Source organism: Microbacterium pasadenense (genome assembly GCF_047246565.1).
GTDB lineage: Bacteria > Actinomycetota > Actinomycetes > Actinomycetales > Microbacteriaceae > Microbacterium.
The window spans coordinates 197,474-214,681 of record NZ_JBFOKN010000002.1; the positions used below are offsets into that span (position 1 = coordinate 197,474).

Consider the following 17,208-nt stretch of genomic DNA (forward strand, 5'->3'; position numbering starts at 1 on the left):
GAATTCCCGGACTCGCCCCCTACGCTGACTGCGAGGACCACGTCAGCCCGTCGTGCGCGGCCTCGCAAGAGGAGGCTCGTCGTGCTGGTCGTCGACATCATCGTGGTGCTCGTCCTGGTCGCAGCCCTCCTGGGCGGCCTCCTGCGCGGGCTCGTCGCCACCGCCGGGACCCTCGTCGGCGTGCTGCTCGGCGTCACCGTCGCGGTGTGGCTGACGCCCGTCGTCGCCCCAACGTTCGCGGACTGGGAGTACCGCACGCTCGTGCTGCTGACGATCGCGCTCGCCATCGTCGCGGCCCTCGCCGCGGTCGGCACCGCCGTCGGCGCTCGGCTGCGGAAGGGGATCGACCGCGCCAAGCTCGCGCCGCTGGACCGGGTCCTCGGCGCCCTCGTCAACGCGGCATCCTTCGCCGTCATCCTGCTCCTCGTCGCCGGCACGGTCGTGAGCTCCGGCACCCCCGTCATCGCACCGGCCGTGGCGTCGTCGCGTGTGCTCGGCCTCCTCGACGACCTCACCCCGCCGGCCATGGACGCCGCGCTCGCCGAGTTCCGCGGCTTCGTCGTCGACGAGGGGATCCCGCGGGTCGGCGAGCTGCTCGCGCCCGAGGTCGAGCCGACGGCGCCCCCGGTCGCCCTGGACGACCCCGAGCTGCAGCGGGCCGCGGCATCCGTCGCCCGGATCAGCGGCAACGCGTACGCCTGCGGCGCCTCGCTGACCGGGTCCGGCTTCGTCGCCGCCGAGGACCTCGTCGTCACCAACGCGCACGTGGTCGCGGGCGTCGACGCGCCGCTCGTGGAACTCCCCGGGCGCGAGGCGGAAGAGGGTCGGATCGTCTACTTCGACCCGACCGACGACCTCGCCGTGATCGCCGTCCCGGGCCTCGGCGCGGCTCCGCTGCCCATCGTCGACGCCGTCGACGCCGGCACCTCTGTCGCCGTTCAGGGCTACCCGCTGGGCGGGCCGTTCACGAGCGGCGTCGCCTACGTCCTGTCGGTCGGCGACGCGCTGGTCGCCGACATCTACGACGACGGCACGGCGTCGCGCGAGATCTACGCCCTCGAGGCGAACGTCCGGCCCGGCAACTCCGGCGGTCCGCTGCTGACCGAGGACGGCGAGGTGACCGGCGTCGTCTTCGCCCGCGGCGAGGACGACGAAGAGCGCGGCTACGCCATGACGAGCGCCGAGCTCGCGCCGGCGCTCGAGGCCCGGGCAGACGACGAGCCCGTCGCCTCCGGGGCCTGCACCGGCTGATCGGCGCGTCGCGCCGCCCGGTGATAGGCTCGGCCGACAATCGAATACCGACCATCACGTCGTCTCGGGAGAAGCCGCTCGCGGCTGCCGAAGGAGCAATCCCTCCCCGGAATCTCTCAGGCCCACGTACCGAGACGACAGGTCACTCTGAAAAGCGGCACCCTTGCGTGCCCGCCGACGGGGCAAGCAGACTGGATCTGCGAAATCTCTCAGGCCGATGACAGAGGGGGAGGAACCCACCGCTTCTCGCGTCGTTCGGAGTTCCTCATGACAGCACCTCCCCGTCCCGCCGTCCCCGTCGCCCACCCGGTCGACCCGCTCCTCGTGCGACCGCCCCGCTCATGACGATCGGGGTGTTCGACCTCTTCCGCGTCGGTCTCGGGCCGTCGAGCTCCCACACGGTCGGCCCCATGCGTGCGGCATCCGACTTCGTGTCGCGTCTCGATGCGAGCGCGATCGCGCGGGTGGGCGTCGACCTCTACGGCTCGCTGGCGGCGACGGGCCGCGGCCACGGCACGTTCCTCGCCGTCCTGCTGGGGCTCGAGGGCTGCCGGCCCGACCGCATCCTCCCCGACGAGGTCGAGGCGCGAGCGGCCGCTCTGCACCGCAGCGGACGGCTGCGCCTCGGCGGCGCGACCGAGGTCGTCTTCGGCGAGGACGACATCGTCCTCCATCCCCTCACCCTGCTTCCGGGGCACAGCAACGGCATGCGGTTCCGGGCCGAGGACGCCTCGGGCGCGCTCCTGGACGAGGCGATCTACTACTCCGTCGGCGGCGGGTTCATCCTGCGGGACGGGGAGGCGGCGACGGATGCCGAAGACGTCGCCGTGCCCTTTCCCTTCGAGACCGCCGCCGAACTGCTCGCGCACTGCGCGCGCGAGCAGCTCGGCATCGCCGACGTCATGCTGCACAACGAGGTGGCCTCGCGCGACGAGGCGACGGTGCGCGCCGGCATCCTCGACATCGTCGACGTCATGGAGGCCAGCGTCCGCTCCGGAGCCGCTCGCGAGGGGATGCTGCCCGGCGGGCTGAACGTGCCGCGCCGCGCCCCGCAGTGGCACGCCCGGCTCGTCGCGCAGGACCCGGCCGGCACCGACCCGTCGCTGTGGCAGGAATGGGTCAACTTCGTGGCTCTCGCCGTCAACGAGGAGAACGCGTCGGGCGGCCGCATCGTCACGGCCCCGACCAACGGCGCGGCCGGGATCGTCCCGGCGGTCCTGCACTACGCGACCCACTTCGCTCCGGCCGGGCGCTCCCGCGCGGAGATCGCGGTGCCCTACTTCCTCACCGCCGCGGCGATCGGCGTGCTCTACAAGGCGCGCGCCTCGATCTCGGGCGCCGAGGTCGGCTGCCAGGGCGAGGTCGGGTCCGCGTCGTCGATGGCCGCCGCCGGACTCGCCGAGGTGCTCGGCGGGACGCCGCGGCAGGTGGAGAACGCCGCGGAGATCGCGATGGAGCACAACCTCGGGCTGACCTGCGACCCGATCGGCGGTCTCGTGCAGATCCCGTGCATCGAACGCAACGCGATCGCCGCCGCCAAAGCCATCAACGCCGCCAAGATGGCGCTGTGGGGCGACGGCAGCCACAAGGTGTCGCTCGACGAGGTGATCCTCACGATGTGGGAGACCGGCCGGGACATGAGCAGCAAGTACAAGGAGACGTCGCTGGGCGGACTGGCCGTCAGCGTCGTGGAATGTTGAGCGGAGACGACATGACGGACACCCCGACCGACGGGCTGCGGCGCTCGCCGCTGCACGAGGTGCACGAGGGCCTGGGCGCCTCGTTCACGGACTTCGGCGGCTGGCTCATGCCGGTGCGGTACACCTCCGACCTCGCCGAGCACCACGCGGTCCGCGCAGCGGCGGGCATCTTCGACATCTCGCACATGGCGGAGTTCTGGATCTCGGCCGGCGACGCCGCCGGCTTCCTCGACCACGTGCTCGCCGGCCGGATCTCGACGATGAAGGTCGGAAAGGCGAAGTACTCGCTCGTCCTCGACGAGTCCGGCGGCATCATCGACGACGTCATCGTCTACCGCACCGGCGAGCAGCACTTCCTGATCATCTCCAACGCGGGCAACCGCGAGGCCGTGGCCGCCGCGCTCGCATCGGCCGACGCGGCCTGGCCGGACGCACCGCGCATCGAGGACGTCACGGACGGCATGGCCCTCATCGCCGTGCAGGGACCCGCCGCGCGGACGATCCTCGAGGAGGCGGCGGGGCTCAGCGCCGTCGAGCCTGCGCTCGCGGACCTGCCCTACTACGCCTGGTCGGCCGGCGACTTCGCGGGGGAGCGGGCCTTCATCGCCCGCACCGGGTACACCGGCGAGGACGGCTTCGAAGTGCTGGTGCCCACCCACGTGGCATCCGCCCTCTGGCAGGCGCTCACGGATGCCGGCGCCTCCCATGGCCTCGTCCCGGCGGGGCTCGCCGCGCGCGACACCCTGCGCCTCGAAGCCGGCATGCCCCTGTACGGACACGAGCTGGGCATCGACACGGTGCCGGCGCAGGCGGGCCTCGGCCGCGTCGTCGCGACCGACAAGGAGAGCTTCGTCGGCAAGGAGGGCCTCGCCGCCCGAGAGCTGCTCGAAGCTCCCGTCCTCGTGGGGCTCGTGGCGGAGGGACGTCGCGCCGGCCGGGCCGGGTACGACGTGTACTCCGGCGACGAGCGCGTCGGCGGGATCACCTCGGGCGCCCTCAGCCCCACTCTCGGCCATCCCATCGCGATGGCCTACGTCCACCCGTCGGCCGCCGCCGACGGGACCGAACTGACCATCGACGTCCGCGGGACCCGCATCCCCGCCGTCGTCACCGAGCTGCCGTTCTACCGGAGGAAGAAATGACCGATCTGACCGCCCTGTCCTACACCGCCGAGCACGAGTGGATCGCCTTCGACGGCGACATCGCGACGGTCGGCATCACCGACTACGCCGCCGACAAGCTCGGCGACGTCGTCTTCGTCGAGCTCCCGAGCGTCGGAACGGCCGTGACCGCGGGCGCCGTCGTCGGCGAGATCGAGTCGACCAAGTCCGTCGGCGAGCTGTTCGCCCCGCTGAGCGGCGAGGTCGTCGAGGTGAACGACGCCGTGGTCGACGACCCCTCCTCGGTCAACGGCGGCGCGTTCGACGCGTGGCTGCTGAAGATCCGTGTCGACGCCGCGTCGACGGACGGACTGCTCGACCGTGACGGCTACGTCGCGCTGACGGGCGGCGAGGCGTGAGCTCGACCTTCCGCGACCGTCACATCGGGACCGACTCCGCGGCGCAGGAGCGGATGCTCCGCCTGCTGGGACACGACAGCCTCGACGCGCTCGTCGAGCGGGCCGTCCCCGACGCCATCCACGCCGGCCCGCGTGACGGGGTGATCCCGCCCGCGGCATCCGAGGCCGAGGCGCTCGCCGAGCTCCGCGACCTCGCCGCCCAGAACCGCACGGCGCGGCCGATGATCGGGCTCGGGTACTACGACACCCTCACGCCGTCGGTCATCCAGCGGAACGTGTTCGAGAACCCCTCCTGGTACACCGCGTACACGCCGTACCAGCCCGAGATCTCGCAGGGCCGGCTCGAGGCGCTCATCAACTTCCAGACGATGGTCACCGACCTCACCGGACTGGCGACGGCGAACGCGTCGATGCTCGACGAGTCCACCGCCGTCGTCGAAGGCATGCTCGTCGCCCGCCGTGCCTCCAAGAGCCGGTCGAACGTCTTCCTCGTGGACGCCGACGCGCTGCCGCAGACCAGGGCGCTGCTGCACCATCGCGCCGCCGCGCTCGGCATCGAGGTGCGCGAGACGGCTTTCGACGGGGGGGAGACCTCCGACGTCTTCGGGGCCTTCGTGCAGTACCCGGGCGCCACGGGACGGGTGTGGGACCCGAGTGAGGTGATCGCGTCGGTTCACGACGCCGGCGGCCTCGTGGTCGTGGCGGCCGACCTGCTCGCCCTCACCCTGCTGCGCTCGCCGGGCTCGATGGGCGCTGATGTCGCCGTCGGCACGACGCAGCGATTCGGCGTGCCGATGGGATTCGGCGGCCCGCACGCGGGCTACATGGCGGTGCGGTCCGGCCTCGAGCGGCAGCTGCCGGGACGCCTCGTGGGCGTGTCCATGGATACCGCGGGCCACCCCGCCTACCGGCTCTCGCTGCAGACGCGCGAACAGCACATCCGCCGGGAGAAGGCGACCAGCAACATCTGCACGGCGCAGGTCCTCCTCGCCGTCATGGCGTCGATGTACGCCGTGTACCACGGCCCCGAGGGACTGCGCTCGATCGCCGCGGAGGTCACCGCGAAGACGGCGCTGCTGCGGGACTGGCTCGTCGAGACCGGATCCGCCGTGCTGCACGACGCGTTCTTCGACACGCTCGTCGTCGCGACCCCCGGGCGTGCCGAGCAGGTCGTGGCAGCGGCGCGCGAACGGGGCTACCAGCTCTGGTTCCGCGACAGCGACTCCGTGGGCGTCTCGGTCGACGAGACCACGACCGTGGCCGGCCTCCACGCCGTGGCCGCCGCCTTCGGCGTCGAGGCGGCGCGCGTCTTCGTGTCGCTCCGCGACCGGAACGCCCACCTGCCCGAGGCGCTCCGTCGCACGGACGAGTACCTGACCCACCCGGTGTTCAACACGCACCGCTCCGAGACGGCGATGATGCGCTACCTCAAGCAGCTCTCGGACCGCGACTATGCGCTCGACCGCGGCATGATCCCGCTCGGCTCGTGCACCATGAAGCTGAACGCGGCGACCGAGATGGCGGCGGTGTCGTGGCCCGAGTTCGCGCGCGTGCATCCGTTCGCCCCCCTCGAGGACGTGGGCGGCTACCTCGTGATGATCGACCAGCTCGAGAGCTGGCTGGCCGACGTCACCGGCTACGACGCCGTGTCGCTCCAGCCGAACGCCGGGTCGCAGGGCGAGCTGGCCGGCCTGTTGGCGATCCGGGGGTACCACCACTCCCGCGGCGACCGCCAGCGGGACGTGTGCCTGATCCCGTCGTCCGCGCACGGGACCAACGCGGCATCCGCCGTCCTCGCCGGCATGCGGGTGGTCGTCGTGGCCTGCGACGAGGCCGGCAACGTCGACCTCGACGACCTGCGGGCGAAGGTCGCCGCGCACGCCGACGCACTGGCGGCGCTCATGATCACCTACCCGTCGACGCACGGCGTCTACGAGCAGGACGTCGTCGACATCACGGCGGCCGTGCACGAGGCGGGCGGGCAGGTGTACGTCGACGGCGCGAACCTCAACGCCCTCCTCGGCTTCGCGCGGTTCGGCGACCTGGGCGGCGACGTCTCGCATCTGAACCTGCACAAGACGTTCGCGATCCCGCACGGCGGCGGCGGCCCCGGCGTCGGGCCGGTCGCGGCGAAGGCGCACCTCGCGCCGTTCCTGCCCTCGCACCCGATGGCGCAGCGTGCCGAGCACGCCGGCGGCTTCGTGTTCGACGGCGGGCCGGTGTCGGCGGCTCCGTACGGATCGGCATCCATCCTCCCCATCTCGTGGGCCTACGTCCGGATGATGGGAGCGGACGGTCTCCGCCAGGCGACCGGTGCGGCGGTGCTGGCGGCGAACTACGTCGCGCGACGGCTGCAGGAGCACTACCCGGTGCTGTACGCGGGCGAAGGCGGGCTCGTCGCGCACGAGTGCATCCTCGATCTGCGCCCGCTGAAGGAGGCGACCGGGGTCACCGTCGACGATGTGGCGAAGCGCCTGATCGACTACGGGTTCCACGCCCCGACGATGTCGTTCCCGGTGGCGGGCACGCTCATGGTCGAGCCGACCGAGTCCGAGGATCTGGCCGAGCTCGACCGGTTCGTCGAGGCGATGATCGCGATCCGCGCCGAAGCGGACGCGGTCGCGGCGGGGGAGTGGCCGGCGGCCGACAACCCGCTCGTGAACGCGCCGCACTCCGCGGAGTCGGTCATCACCGGTGAGTGGGCGCACCCGTACCCGCGGGAGGTCGCCGTCTATCCCGTGCACAGCCTGGTTCGGGCGAAGTACTGGCCGCCGGTCCGTCGCATCGACAACGCCTACGGCGACCGGAACCTGGTGTGCGCGTGCCCTCCGGTGGAGGCGTTCGCCTGACCCGCTGAGACGGCACGCTGCGCTCCGGACGGTCTCCCGTTCCGGGCGCAGCGTGCCGTCTCACGCGCGGCGCAGCGTCGCGAGCATCGCATGGTCGGGGCGGCGGACCACCGGGACGCCCGCCGCGCGGAGGATGCTGCCGAGCGGCTCGGCCCGCATCGCGTCCCGCCACTCCCATCGCGCGAAGCCGCGCACCTGCCGGCGCAGCCGGTCTTCGCGCCGTTTCTCGGTCGCCAGCGCGAGGCGGGATGCGGCGGCGTCGCCGAGCCCGTACTTGCCCCATCCATCCGATTCCCCGACCACCCGGACCTCCGGCCACCAGAAGTCGGTCCGGTCCCGGAATCCCTCCGCGGCGAACTCGTGCTGGAGCACCGGGGCGGCGAACCCGAGCCACTCGATCACGGCTCTGCTGACCGACTCCCCGACGGACTCCGCCCGCCCGTCCGTGCGTGCGAGCACCCATGCCGCCCGCCGGCGTCCGCGCCGGTCGACCCTGCCGTCGTTGCGGTGGACCAGATCCGTGACGGATGCCGATCGTGCCACCGCGGCATCCGTCACCGCCAGGCCGAAGGCGGGCGGGAGCGAGCGGGCCAGGTCGACGATCGTGTCCTCGGCGGAGAGCAGGCGCAGGCCCGACGCCTCGAGGACGCCCCGCTCGTCCCGGCTGGTGTGCACGACCACGTCGCCGAAGGTGGTCGACACGGTCCCCTCGGGGTCATGGAGGTGGATGCGGCGCGGCTCGCCGAACACCGGGAGGCCGAGGAGCGCCGCGGCCGACTCGCGCGCGAAGACGCTCTGCGGCCGGGCGAGCGCGAGCGCGTGCACCCGGGCGAGATAGCGTTCCCACGGCTGCAGCCGGGCCCATTCGGCGGCGTCGGCGTGGATGCCGCGCCGGACGGCGATCAGCCGCACGTCGCGGCGCGGCCGCGGGACCGGACTGCGGTCGCACGCGACGACGAGCGGGAGCGGACTGGGGCGCAGCTCGGGGATGTGCATGCCCGATGGTCGACGCGGCCGGCGGATCCCGGCGTCCGGTCAGCCGATCCGGGGACGGATTCCGGCGCTGGGCGCGCTGTGGGGAGGCCCTCGTCAGTGAGACGGCATCCCGCGCCCGTGACGGGATGCCGCGTCGGGCGCACCGTGCCGTCTCGCGGCACCGGGACTCAGCCCGGGGGCGCGAACACGCCGGGCCACCACGCCGCGGCCAGCGGGTAGCCGACGAAGGCGATCACATCGATCGCGACGTGCGCGATCACGAGGGGCATCACCCGTCCCCAGCGCGCATAGACCCACCCGAACACGATGCCCATCGCGACGTTCCCGACGAGCGGGCCGAACCCCTGGTACGCGTGGTACGCGCCCCGGAGGGCCGCGGTGGACAGGATGATCGTCCCGGTCCGCCAGCCGAGCAGCCGCAGCCGGTCGAAGAGGTACCCCACCATGACGACCTCCTCCAGCAGTCCTGCGCGCAGCGCCGCGAGCAGCAGCAGGGGAATCGTCCACCACGACGAGTCGAGCGGCGAGGCATCCACCTGGACCGTGATCCCCACCGCCCGCCCGGCGGCATACAGCGCGAGCCCGGGCACACCGATGACCAGGACGAGCAGGAGCCCCCCGCCGAGGTTCCGGCCGAAGCGCTCGACGGTGAGACCGATCTTCGCGAAGCCGGTGCGCGCGGGCTCCCACAGCAGGTAGACGGCCAGCGCGACGGGCGCGAGCCCGAAGAGGTACGACAGGACCTGCTCGGTGACGTCCCAGAACTCGGTGGCGCCCGCGCCGGGGTTGAGGGACGTCTGCTGGTCGCCGAGCGGCGCGCGGGTGAGCGCCTCGAGCAGGGCGAGCACCGAGAACACCGCCGACCGTCCCAGCGACAGGGCGAGGACGATCCCGATCTCCCACCACAGTCGCGATCTCCGCGGGTCGCGGCTCGACGATTCCCGGGCGGATGTGGGCGACGGCATGGGAGAAGGATGCCAGGTCGGCATAGCAAAGGGCTGACACCCGGGCAAGACCGGGCGCCGCCCTTGACGGCCCCGCCCGGGCAGGGTTGCGTGGTCGGCATGGCCGTCATCGGATTCCACTCGTCGCACGAGCACCTGCCGCCGAGCGCCCTGCTCGCGGCGGTCCAGCACGCCGAGCGCGCCGGCTTCGACGCCGCGATGTGCTCCGACCACCTCGCGCCCTGGAGCCGCCGGCAGGGCAACAGCGGCTACGCGTGGTCGTGGCTCGCGGCGGCGATGGCGACGACGTCGCTGCGCTACGGCGTCGTCACGGCGCCGGGTCAGCGCTACCATCCCGCCGTCGCCGCGCAGAAGATCGCCACCCTGGGCGAGATGTTCCCCGAGCGGTTCTGGGCGGCGCTCGGCTCCGGCGAGGCGATGAACGAGCACGTCACGGGCGACCCCTGGCCCGACAAGCCGACGCGGGAGCGCCGCCTCATCGAGACGGTCGACGTCATGCGGCGTCTCCTCGACGGGGAGGAGGTGACTCACGAGGGCGAGGTCCGCGTGCACCGCGCCCGCGTCTGGTCGCGCCCGGCGCAGCGACCGCCGCTGCTCGCCGCGGCGGTGACCGCCGAATCGGCGGAGCGGCATGCGGCATGGGCGGACGGCCTGATCACGGTGGCATCCGACCCGGTCGCCCTCCGCGAGATCGTGACGCGATATCGGGATGCCGGCGGCCGCGGCCCCGTCTGCGGCCAGCTGCACCTCGTCTGGGCCCCGCGGGAGGACGACGCGCTGACCATCGCCCGCGACCACTGGCAGAGCAATCTCGTGCCCGCGCCGGAGGTGTGGGACATCGAGCAGCCGGAGGATTTCGAGCGCCGCACCGCCGACGCGACGGAGGAGCAGCTGCGGGCGGCGGTCTGGATCTCCAGCGACCTCGGGCGCCACGCCGAGCGGATCGCCGAGCTGACGGCAGCGGGCCTCGACGAGCTCTACCTGCATCAGGTCGGCACCGAGCAGCATCCGTTCATCGACGCGTTCGGTGAGCACGTCCTCCCGCAGCTGAAGGGTGCATCGTGAGTCCCCGCCCGATCGAGGCCGCCGACCGGTGGTGGCGGACGGCGGTGTACTACTGCCTCGACGTGCAGGTGTTCCAGGACTCGGACGGCGACGGCACGGGCGACCTGCAGGGGCTCGCGACGCGCATCCATGACCTCGCGGACCTCGGCGTGACGTGCCTGTGGCTCATGCCGCTGTTCCCGACGGCGGATCGCGACGACGGCTACGACATCACCGACTTCTTCGCGGTCGACCCGCGGTTCGGGACGCTCGGCGACCTCGTGGAGGTCATCCGGGTGGCGCGCGCGCACGGCATGCGGGTCATCCTCGACTTCGTCATGAATCACACCTCGTCGGCGCACCCCTGGTTCGTGGCCGCGAGCTCGTCGACGACGGACCCCAAGCGGGACTGGTACGTCTGGCGGGACCAGCCGCCGGAGAACCCCGACCCGCCCGTGTTCCCGGGCGAGGAGGAGTCGACCTGGACCCGCCACGACAAGACGGGCCAGTTCTACCTGCATCACTTCCGCGCGCACCAGCCGGATCTGAACATCGCGCATCCCGAGCTGCAGCAGCAGATCGAGCGCAACCTGGGCCTCTGGCTCGAGCTCGGCGTCTCGGGGTTCCGGATCGACGCCGTGCCGTTCCTGTTCAGCACCGCGGCCCGCCACGAGACCGCCGCCGGCACGGGACCGGCCTACGACGCGCACGCGCACCTGCGAGCCATCCAGCGGTTCGTCGCGATGCGCGCGGGCGACGCCGTCCTGCTCGGCGAGGTGAACCTCACGCATCAGGAGCAGCTGGAGTGGTTCGAAGCCGAGGGCGACTCGTCCGGGCTCCACCTGCAGTTCGACTTCGTCACGATGCAGCGGCTGTACCTCTCGCTCGCCCGTGCCGACGCCCGCCCGGTCGCACAGGCGCTGCGCGAGCGCCCCGAGCTCCCCGACGGCAGCCAGTGGGCGAGCTTCGTCCGCAACCACGACGAGCTCACCCTCGACAAGCTGTCCGACGACGAGCGCGCCGAGGTGTTCGACGCGTTCGCGCCGGAGGAGGGGATGCGGCTGTATGGGCGCGGCATCCGTCGGCGCCTGCCGACCATGCTGGGCGACGACCGCGCCGTGCGGATGGTCTACGCCCTGATGTTCTCGCTGCCCGGGGTCCCGGTGCTGTTCTACGGCGAGGAGATCGGGATGGGGGAGCAGCTCGACGTCGCGGGGCGGTACGCCGTCCGCACCCCCATGCAGTGGACCGCGGATGCCGGGGGCGGCTTCTCCACGGCGCCGCCTCGCCGGTTCCCGCGGCCGATGCCGAGCGGCGACTACGCGCCGGCGCGGGTGAACGTCGCGGTGCAGCGGGAGGATGAGACGTCGCTCTGGCATCACATCCGGCGGCTGTCCACGGCGTTCCGCGCCGAGCCCTCGCTGGCCTGGTCGACGCTCGAGGTCCTGCCCCTGCGTCAGCACGCGGTGCTCGCCCACCTCGCGCGGCACGGCGACTGGGCGATGCTCGCCCTGCACAACCTCAGCGCCGAGCCGCAGACGGCCACGCTGCAGGTCGACGCGGACGGCGAGTCGGTCACCCTGACCGACCGCTTCGATCGCACGACGATCCGGACCGACGGCGTCCTGGACATCGACCTCGGACCCTACGGGTGGCACTGGTTCCGGCTGGACCGCGCCGACGCGCGGATCCGTCGCCGCTGACGCCGGCTCGCGAGAAGGCACCTCGCGCCCGAGACGGGCCGCCGTGTCGGGCGCACCGAGCCGTCTCGCGACGCCGCGCTCAGCCGCGACGCCGTTTGAGCGGCGTTTCCGTCGGCAGCACGTGCCGCAGCGGGGCCGGGTCGGCCAGGCGGCCGATCGAAAGCATGGTCTCGGTGTGCTCGATGCCGGGGATCGGCCAGATCCGTTCGATGAGCAGCCGCTGCAGGTCCGCGTGGTCGCGGACGCGGAATCGCGCCATGAGGTCGTACCCGGCGGCCAGGACGAGCACCTCGGTGAGGGCGGGGATCTCGCGGAGGCGGCTCAGGACGGCGCCGGCATCCGTCGTCGTCGCGAGTCGGATCGGCACGACCACGAGCATCGGGTACCCCAGCGCCGCCCAGTCGAGCTCGACCGTGTGTCGCCGGATCACGTGACCGCGTTCGAGGCGGCTGATCCGCTCGGCCACGGCCGGCGCTGACATCTCGACGTCGGCGGCGATGCTCCGCAGCGACGCGCGTGCGTCCTCGTGGAGGCGGTGGAGGATGCGGCGATCGACATCGTCGAGGTCGAGCGGCTCGCGGTCGGGCTCCAGCAGGGCCCGGATGGAGTCCTCCGTCGCGCCGGTCACGACTGTGCCGCCTTCTCGCCGAACCCGCCACAGTCGAGTTCTCGCAGGACGTTGAGCGAGAAGTCGACGTGGTCGAGGTAGTCCTCGAGGTATCCGTGCTCGTCGTACCCGTGCATGTTCCCCGCCGGCCGCAGGGTGCCGGTCGGCGAGATGATCGGAGCGCCGAGGTGCTCGAGGAAGAGAGCGCCGGGCCCGGCTCCGGTCATGACGTCGTAGACGACCGGCTCCGCCTGGAACGAGGTGCGTGCCGCGCGCACCACGGCTTCGCCGAACGTCGATTCCACCGGCGAGTAGGCCGGCGCCATCGCGCGGACGAGCGAGACCGTGATGTCGGGATTGACCGCAGCGAGGTGGGCTGTGACGGCGTCGAACGCGGCGAGCGGCTCGATGCCCGGGACCAGGCCGAACCGGACGCGTGCGGAGCACGACGGCGGGATGCTCTGCCGCACCCCGGGATCGAGGTCGAAGCCGGCCAGACTCATCGACGGCTCGTAGATGAACCGCGTCGACAGGTCGACGGCGGGGATCGGCAGGTGCGGGCTGACTCCGGGGACCGAGATCGATTCCGCGGGCACCGTCACCTGGGCCGTCCGGGCGCGAGCGGCGTCGTCCGCTCGGATGGCCTGGTCACCGAAGCCCGGAACCGCCACGCGGCCGTCGGGGGTCCGCATCGACGTGACGGCCGTCATCATCTCGAGCGGCGCGGAGCGGAGGATCGAGGAGTACGACGGATGCTGCGCCGCGCCCAGCAGGGTCAGCGAGAGCTCCACCTCGAGCGAGCCCCGGCATCCGAACCCGATGGCCGGCCGGCCGTCCTCTTCCCGGAGGTAGCTCTCCCAGAGGCACGCGTCCGCGGCGAGTCGTTCGGCGTGCTCGGCCAGGACCTCGGCGAGCCCGGGACTGCCGATCTCCTCGCACGGGTCGGCGAGGTACACGACGGAGAACGGGATGTCGCCGTCGTGCTCCTCGATCCACAGGCGGAGCGAGGTGAGCCGGCCGGCGACGTCGGCCTTGTCGTCGCAGGCACCCCGGGCGAACATCGCGCCGTCCCGGATCTCGGCGTCGTAGGGAGGGGAGGTCCATCGCGCGTGATCGCCCTCGGGCTGCACGTCGTAGTGATTGTAGAGAAGGAGCGTTCGCGGACTGCGGCCGGCTCGGAAGCCCACGACGACGGGTCCGTAGCCCGGGATCTCGTACCGCTCGACCGAGTCCACCAGGGGAGTCAGCTTCTCCTCGATCCAGTCGGCGGCCCTGCCTATCGCGGCGAGGTCACCGGCGACCGTGGGGATGCGGCAGAGGTCCTGCCACTGCGCGACGATCTCGTCCGCATCCCGGTCGATGCGCGCATCACGCGTCATGGTCACTTCCCGCGGGGGAGGGAGACGGGAGTGAGCTCGTACGGGTAGTCCGAGATGAGCTCGTACCCGTCCTCCGTCACGAGGACGATGTCCTCCAGCCGGACACCGCCGAAGCCCTGACGGTAGCAGCCCGGCTCGATCGCGATCACGTCGCCGGCGACGAGCACCGCGTCGTTCTGGTTGAGGCTCGGCGGCTCGTGCACTTCGAGGCCGACACCGTGGCCGAGGCTGTGGAAGTAGCCTTCGTCGAGGACCTCGCCGGGCTTCTTCGTGAGCTGCGTCGGCTGGCCGGCCGCTTCGATCGGCTCGCACGAGATCCGGTGCAGCTCGGCCACGGGGAGCCCCGGGCGGATCGCGGCGAGGGTCTTGTCGAACGACTCCCTGACGATGCGGTAGTAGAAGGCGAGTTCATCGTCGATCTCGCCCTTCACGAATGTCCGGGTCATGTCGGAGTTGCCGCCCGAGGTGATGTCCCGTGGGCAGATGTCGACGGTGACGGGCTCCTCGGCGAAGATCTGACCGGAGCCGGCGTGATGCCCGATGCACGTCTGCGCTCCGTGCGCGACGATCATGCCGGCGTCCTCGCACCCGTTGCGCAGGAACGCGGCACGGATGCCGTCCTTGAGATCCTCGCAGGTGAGGGGACGGCCATCGAGGACGAGCCCCCCGTCCTCCGCGACCTCCGCGCGCGACATCGCATCCGCCACCAGGGAGACCCCGGCCTCGGCCGCCACCTGTGCACGCCGGATGCCCGCCAGCTCGTGCGGCGTCTTGACGCGGCGGCGCTGGACGAAGAGCGGGCGGTCGACCTGCAGGTCCACGCCGGCGCCCCGCAGGTGGTCGGCGACCTCCAGTGGGAAGGTCGGCGGCACGAGTCCCCGCGACACTCCGAGGCGGCGGCAGAGTTCCACGAGCGTGTTCAGCTCGGCCGTGTCGGGATCCTGACCGGATGCGCGGAGGTCGTCGAAGCCGAGCTCATCCAGCGGGAACACGGTCATGCCCGGGACCTCACGCATGCGCGCCGCCTCGAGGGACTTGATGGCCGTGTAGGCGCGTCCGTCGAGCTCGACATAGAGGAACGGATCGTGCACCTCGTGCGGGATGACGTGCCGCATGTCGGCGGCCTCGGTGCTTGCGAAGATCATGACGGCGTCGCTCATGGTTTTCCTTTCGGCGGTGTCGGCGCCAGCGTATCACCGGCCTTACAAAGACTCACTTCGCGGCGGTCGGGGCGCCTGAATACGAAGTCAACCGCGCGAAGAACTTCGCTTTCGCAGGGGCATTCGCCGCCTATCACGGTGCGCGCTGCGTCGGGTCGACGCGATCCTGCTCAGTGGAACGGCGGCGCAGTTCGCAGACGGCTCAAGCGCGCGGGCGGTATGTTGCCGACTTGTAACGTTTTGGCCACCGGTGCGTGCGCGGTCCCGACGTCGGCTTATCGTCGGGGGGCCAACTTGTGTGCATTCGCCTTGCGGTTCGATCCGGAAGGCCGTTCGCCACGTACCCGTAATCAGGAGGAACCATGTCGAGACGACGTTGGGGGCTCGGCGCACTCGCGCTCGCGTCCGCAGTCACGCTCACCCTGGCCGGCTGCGCATCGCAGTCCGGTGAGGCACCGGCAGAGAGCGGCGAGGCCGACAGCTCCGCCGTCATCACCACGAACGGCAACGAGCCGCAGAACCCGCTCATCACCTACGGCACCACCGAGGTCGGCGGCGGCAAGATCCTGACGTCCATCTATGCCGGTCTCGTCAGCTACGCCGCCGACGGAGCGATCCAGAACGAGGTCGCCAAGTCGATCGAGAGCGACGACAACACCACGTGGACGATCACCGTCGCCGACGGCTGGACGTTCACCAACGGTGAGGCGATCACAGCGCAGACCTTCGTCGACACCTGGACCGCCGGCGCGCAGGACCCCAACGGCGCCTACTGGTTCTACACGATCGAGGGTGCGACCGACGACGGCAGCACCGAGCCCACCGGCCTCGAGGTCACCGACGAGATGACCTTCACGGTCACCCTGAAGGCACCCGACGCCGACTTCCCGCTGCGTCTCGGCTACACGGCGTACATGCCGCTGCCGTCCGTCGCGTTCGAGGACATGGAGGCCTTCGGCGAGAACCCGATCGGCAACGGTCCCTACATGCTCGACGGCGAGGGTGCCTGGCGGCACGACGAGGGCATCTCGCTCGTCGTCAACCCGGACTACGAAGGCGTCCGCGAGGTGGCCAACGGCGGCCTCGACATCGTCTTCTACACGTCGCTCGAGTCGGCCTACGCCGACGCGCAGGGTGGCAACCTCGACGTCCTCGACACGGTGCCGGACACCGCGTTCGCGACCTACGAGAATGACTTCCCGGAGCGCTCGGTGAACCAGCCGGCGGCCATCTACCAGGGCTTCAACATCCCCTTCTACCTCGACCACTTCGGTCAGGACGAAGAGGGTAAGCTCCGCCGCGAGGCGATCTCCATGGCGATCAACCGCGAGGAGATCACCGACACCATCTTCGAGGGCACCCGCACCCCGGCGACCGACTTCACGTCGCCGGTCGTCGAGGGCTGGTCCGACGCGCTCGAGGGTTCCGAGGTCCTCTCCTACGACCCCGAAGGCGCCCAGGCGAAGTGGGCCGAGGCGGAGGAGATCGCTCCCTACGACGGCACGTTCCGGCTGGCGTACAACGCGGACGGCGGCCACCAGGCCTGGGTCGACGCGGTCATCAACAGCGTCACCAACACGCTCGGCATCGACGCGGAGGGTCAGCCGTTCCCGACCTTCGCCGCAGCCCTCGATCTGCGGACCTCGGGCACGCTGGAAGGCGCCACCCGCGCCGGCTGGCAGGCCGACTACCCGTCGCAGGGCAACTTCCTCTCGGCGCAGTACCGCACCGGCGCGAGCTCGAACTACGAGGGGTACACCAACCCCGAGTTCGACGCGAAGCTCGATGAGGCCGCCGCGGCGGCGTCTCCCGAGGAGGCGGCCGTGCTGTACGAGGAGGCTCAGGTCATGCTGCTGCAGGACCTCCCGAGCGTCCCGCTCTGGTACGCCAACGCCGTGGGCGTCTGGGGCGAGGGTGTCGACAACGTCGAGTTCGGCTGGGACTCGGTGCCGCTCTACCACCTCGTCACCAAGGGCTGAATCCGGCTCTCGGTCAACGTGAAGTATGGTGTCCGGGGCGCTGCTGCGCCCCGGAC

13 protein-coding genes and 2 riboswitches are annotated in these 17,208 nt (G+C 71.6%); of the genes, 8 read left to right on the forward strand and 5 right to left on the reverse strand.

From position 1 onward, the window contains the following. The first annotated feature begins 81 nt into the window (after positions 1-81). From AB3M83_RS07050 to gcvP, 5 genes are all read left to right on the forward strand, one after another. On the forward strand, positions 82-1,251 hold the full coding sequence (locus AB3M83_RS07050; protein WP_412946386.1) for a MarP family serine protease: 1,170 nt from the start codon (positions 82-84) through the stop codon (positions 1,249-1,251). A gap of 55 nt (positions 1,252-1,306) precedes the next feature. Next, a riboswitch (glycine riboswitch) is annotated at positions 1,307-1,393 on the forward strand. Further along, positions 1,394-1,485: riboswitch (glycine riboswitch) on the forward strand. 107 nt (positions 1,486-1,592) lie between these two features. Next, complete coding sequence (locus AB3M83_RS07055; RefSeq protein WP_412946389.1) at positions 1,593-2,951, forward strand: L-serine ammonia-lyase; 1,359 nt, start codon at positions 1,593-1,595, stop codon at positions 2,949-2,951. A gap of 11 nt (positions 2,952-2,962) precedes the next feature. Continuing rightward, the gene (gene gcvT / locus AB3M83_RS07060; RefSeq protein ID WP_412946391.1) at positions 2,963-4,093 is read left to right on the forward strand and encodes a glycine cleavage system aminomethyltransferase GcvT; all 1,131 of its coding nucleotides are present in this window, start codon (positions 2,963-2,965) and stop codon (positions 4,091-4,093) included. After that, entirely contained in the window at positions 4,090-4,470 is a 381-nt protein-coding gene (gene gcvH / locus AB3M83_RS07065; protein ID WP_412946393.1) for a glycine cleavage system protein GcvH, read from the forward strand. Before gcvT ends, gcvH begins: the two co-directional genes overlap by 4 nt. Before the next feature lie 53 nt (positions 4,471-4,523). Continuing rightward, positions 4,524-7,319, forward strand: coding sequence for an aminomethyl-transferring glycine dehydrogenase (gene gcvP, locus AB3M83_RS07070; protein ID WP_412947841.1), 2,796 nt, complete (start codon positions 4,524-4,526; stop codon positions 7,317-7,319). A gap of 60 nt (positions 7,320-7,379) precedes the next feature. Here the strand turns inward: gcvP and AB3M83_RS07075 are convergent, their stop codons facing one another. Further along, positions 7,380-8,315, reverse strand: a complete 936-nt coding sequence (locus AB3M83_RS07075; RefSeq protein ID WP_412946395.1) for a hypothetical protein — start codon at positions 8,313-8,315, stop codon at positions 7,380-7,382. A gap of 167 nt (positions 8,316-8,482) precedes the next feature. Continuing rightward, positions 8,483-9,280, reverse strand: coding sequence for a CPBP family intramembrane glutamic endopeptidase (locus AB3M83_RS07080; RefSeq protein ID WP_412946398.1), 798 nt, complete (start codon positions 9,278-9,280; stop codon positions 8,483-8,485). Between the two features lie 99 nt (positions 9,281-9,379). Between AB3M83_RS07080 and AB3M83_RS07085 the strand changes: the two genes are divergently transcribed. Together AB3M83_RS07085 and AB3M83_RS07090 are read left to right on the forward strand one after the other, a co-directional pair. Then, entirely contained in the window at positions 9,380-10,345 is a 966-nt protein-coding gene (locus AB3M83_RS07085) for a TIGR03885 family FMN-dependent LLM class oxidoreductase (protein ID WP_412946401.1), read from the forward strand. Beyond that, positions 10,342-12,027: an alpha-amylase family glycosyl hydrolase gene (locus tag AB3M83_RS07090; protein ID WP_412946404.1), complete on the forward strand. Its 1,686-nt coding sequence runs from the start codon at positions 10,342-10,344 to the stop codon at positions 12,025-12,027. The genes AB3M83_RS07085 and AB3M83_RS07090 overlap by 4 nt, the downstream gene beginning before the upstream one ends. A gap of 79 nt (positions 12,028-12,106) precedes the next feature. On the opposite strand, the gene AB3M83_RS07095 is transcribed toward AB3M83_RS07090, so the two are convergent. The 3 genes from AB3M83_RS07095 to AB3M83_RS07105 are packed head-to-tail and all read right to left on the reverse strand — an operon-like array spanning position 12,107 to position 15,173. Beyond that, on the reverse strand, positions 12,107-12,655 hold the full coding sequence (locus tag AB3M83_RS07095; RefSeq protein ID WP_412946406.1) for an Lrp/AsnC family transcriptional regulator: 549 nt from the start codon (positions 12,653-12,655) through the stop codon (positions 12,107-12,109). Continuing rightward, positions 12,652-14,013, reverse strand: coding sequence for a M20/M25/M40 family metallo-hydrolase (locus AB3M83_RS07100; protein ID WP_412946409.1), 1,362 nt, complete (start codon positions 14,011-14,013; stop codon positions 12,652-12,654). The genes AB3M83_RS07095 and AB3M83_RS07100 overlap by 4 nt, the downstream gene beginning before the upstream one ends. Before the next feature lie 2 nt (positions 14,014-14,015). After that, on the reverse strand, positions 14,016-15,173 hold the full coding sequence (locus tag AB3M83_RS07105) for a M24 family metallopeptidase (protein ID WP_412946411.1): 1,158 nt from the start codon (positions 15,171-15,173) through the stop codon (positions 14,016-14,018). Positions 15,174-15,535: 362 nt separating this feature from the next. On the opposite strand from AB3M83_RS07105, the gene AB3M83_RS07110 reads away from it, so the two are divergent. Further along, the gene (locus AB3M83_RS07110; RefSeq protein ID WP_412946413.1) at positions 15,536-17,152 is read left to right on the forward strand and encodes a peptide ABC transporter substrate-binding protein; all 1,617 of its coding nucleotides are present in this window, start codon (positions 15,536-15,538) and stop codon (positions 17,150-17,152) included. Positions 17,153-17,208 lie beyond the last annotated feature (56 nt).

Excerpts from the sequence above, each read along its gene's own strand:
- AB3M83_RS07055 (WP_412946389.1), top strand. The coding sequence starts at position 1,593 with ATGACGATCGGGGTGTTCGACCTCTTCCGCGTCGGTCTCGGGCCGTCG.
- gcvT (WP_412946391.1), top strand. The coding sequence starts at position 2,963 with ATGACGGACACCCCGACCGACGGGCTGCGGCGCTCGCCGCTGCACGAG.
- gcvH (WP_412946393.1), top strand. The coding sequence starts at position 4,090 with ATGACCGATCTGACCGCCCTGTCCTACACCGCCGAGCACGAGTGGATC.
- gcvP (WP_412947841.1), top strand. The coding sequence starts at position 4,524 with ATGCTCCGCCTGCTGGGACACGACAGCCTCGACGCGCTCGTCGAGCGG.
- AB3M83_RS07075 (WP_412946395.1), bottom strand. The coding sequence starts at position 8,315 with ATGCACATCCCCGAGCTGCGCCCCAGTCCGCTCCCGCTCGTCGTCGCG.
- AB3M83_RS07080 (WP_412946398.1), bottom strand. The coding sequence starts at position 9,280 with ATGCCGTCGCCCACATCCGCCCGGGAATCGTCGAGCCGCGACCCGCGG.
- AB3M83_RS07085 (WP_412946401.1), top strand. The coding sequence starts at position 9,380 with ATGGCCGTCATCGGATTCCACTCGTCGCACGAGCACCTGCCGCCGAGC.
- AB3M83_RS07100 (WP_412946409.1), bottom strand. The coding sequence starts at position 14,013 with ATGACGCGTGATGCGCGCATCGACCGGGATGCGGACGAGATCGTCGCG.
- AB3M83_RS07105 (WP_412946411.1), bottom strand. The coding sequence starts at position 15,173 with ATGAGCGACGCCGTCATGATCTTCGCAAGCACCGAGGCCGCCGACATG.
- AB3M83_RS07110 (WP_412946413.1), top strand. The coding sequence starts at position 15,536 with ATGTCGAGACGACGTTGGGGGCTCGGCGCACTCGCGCTCGCGTCCGCA.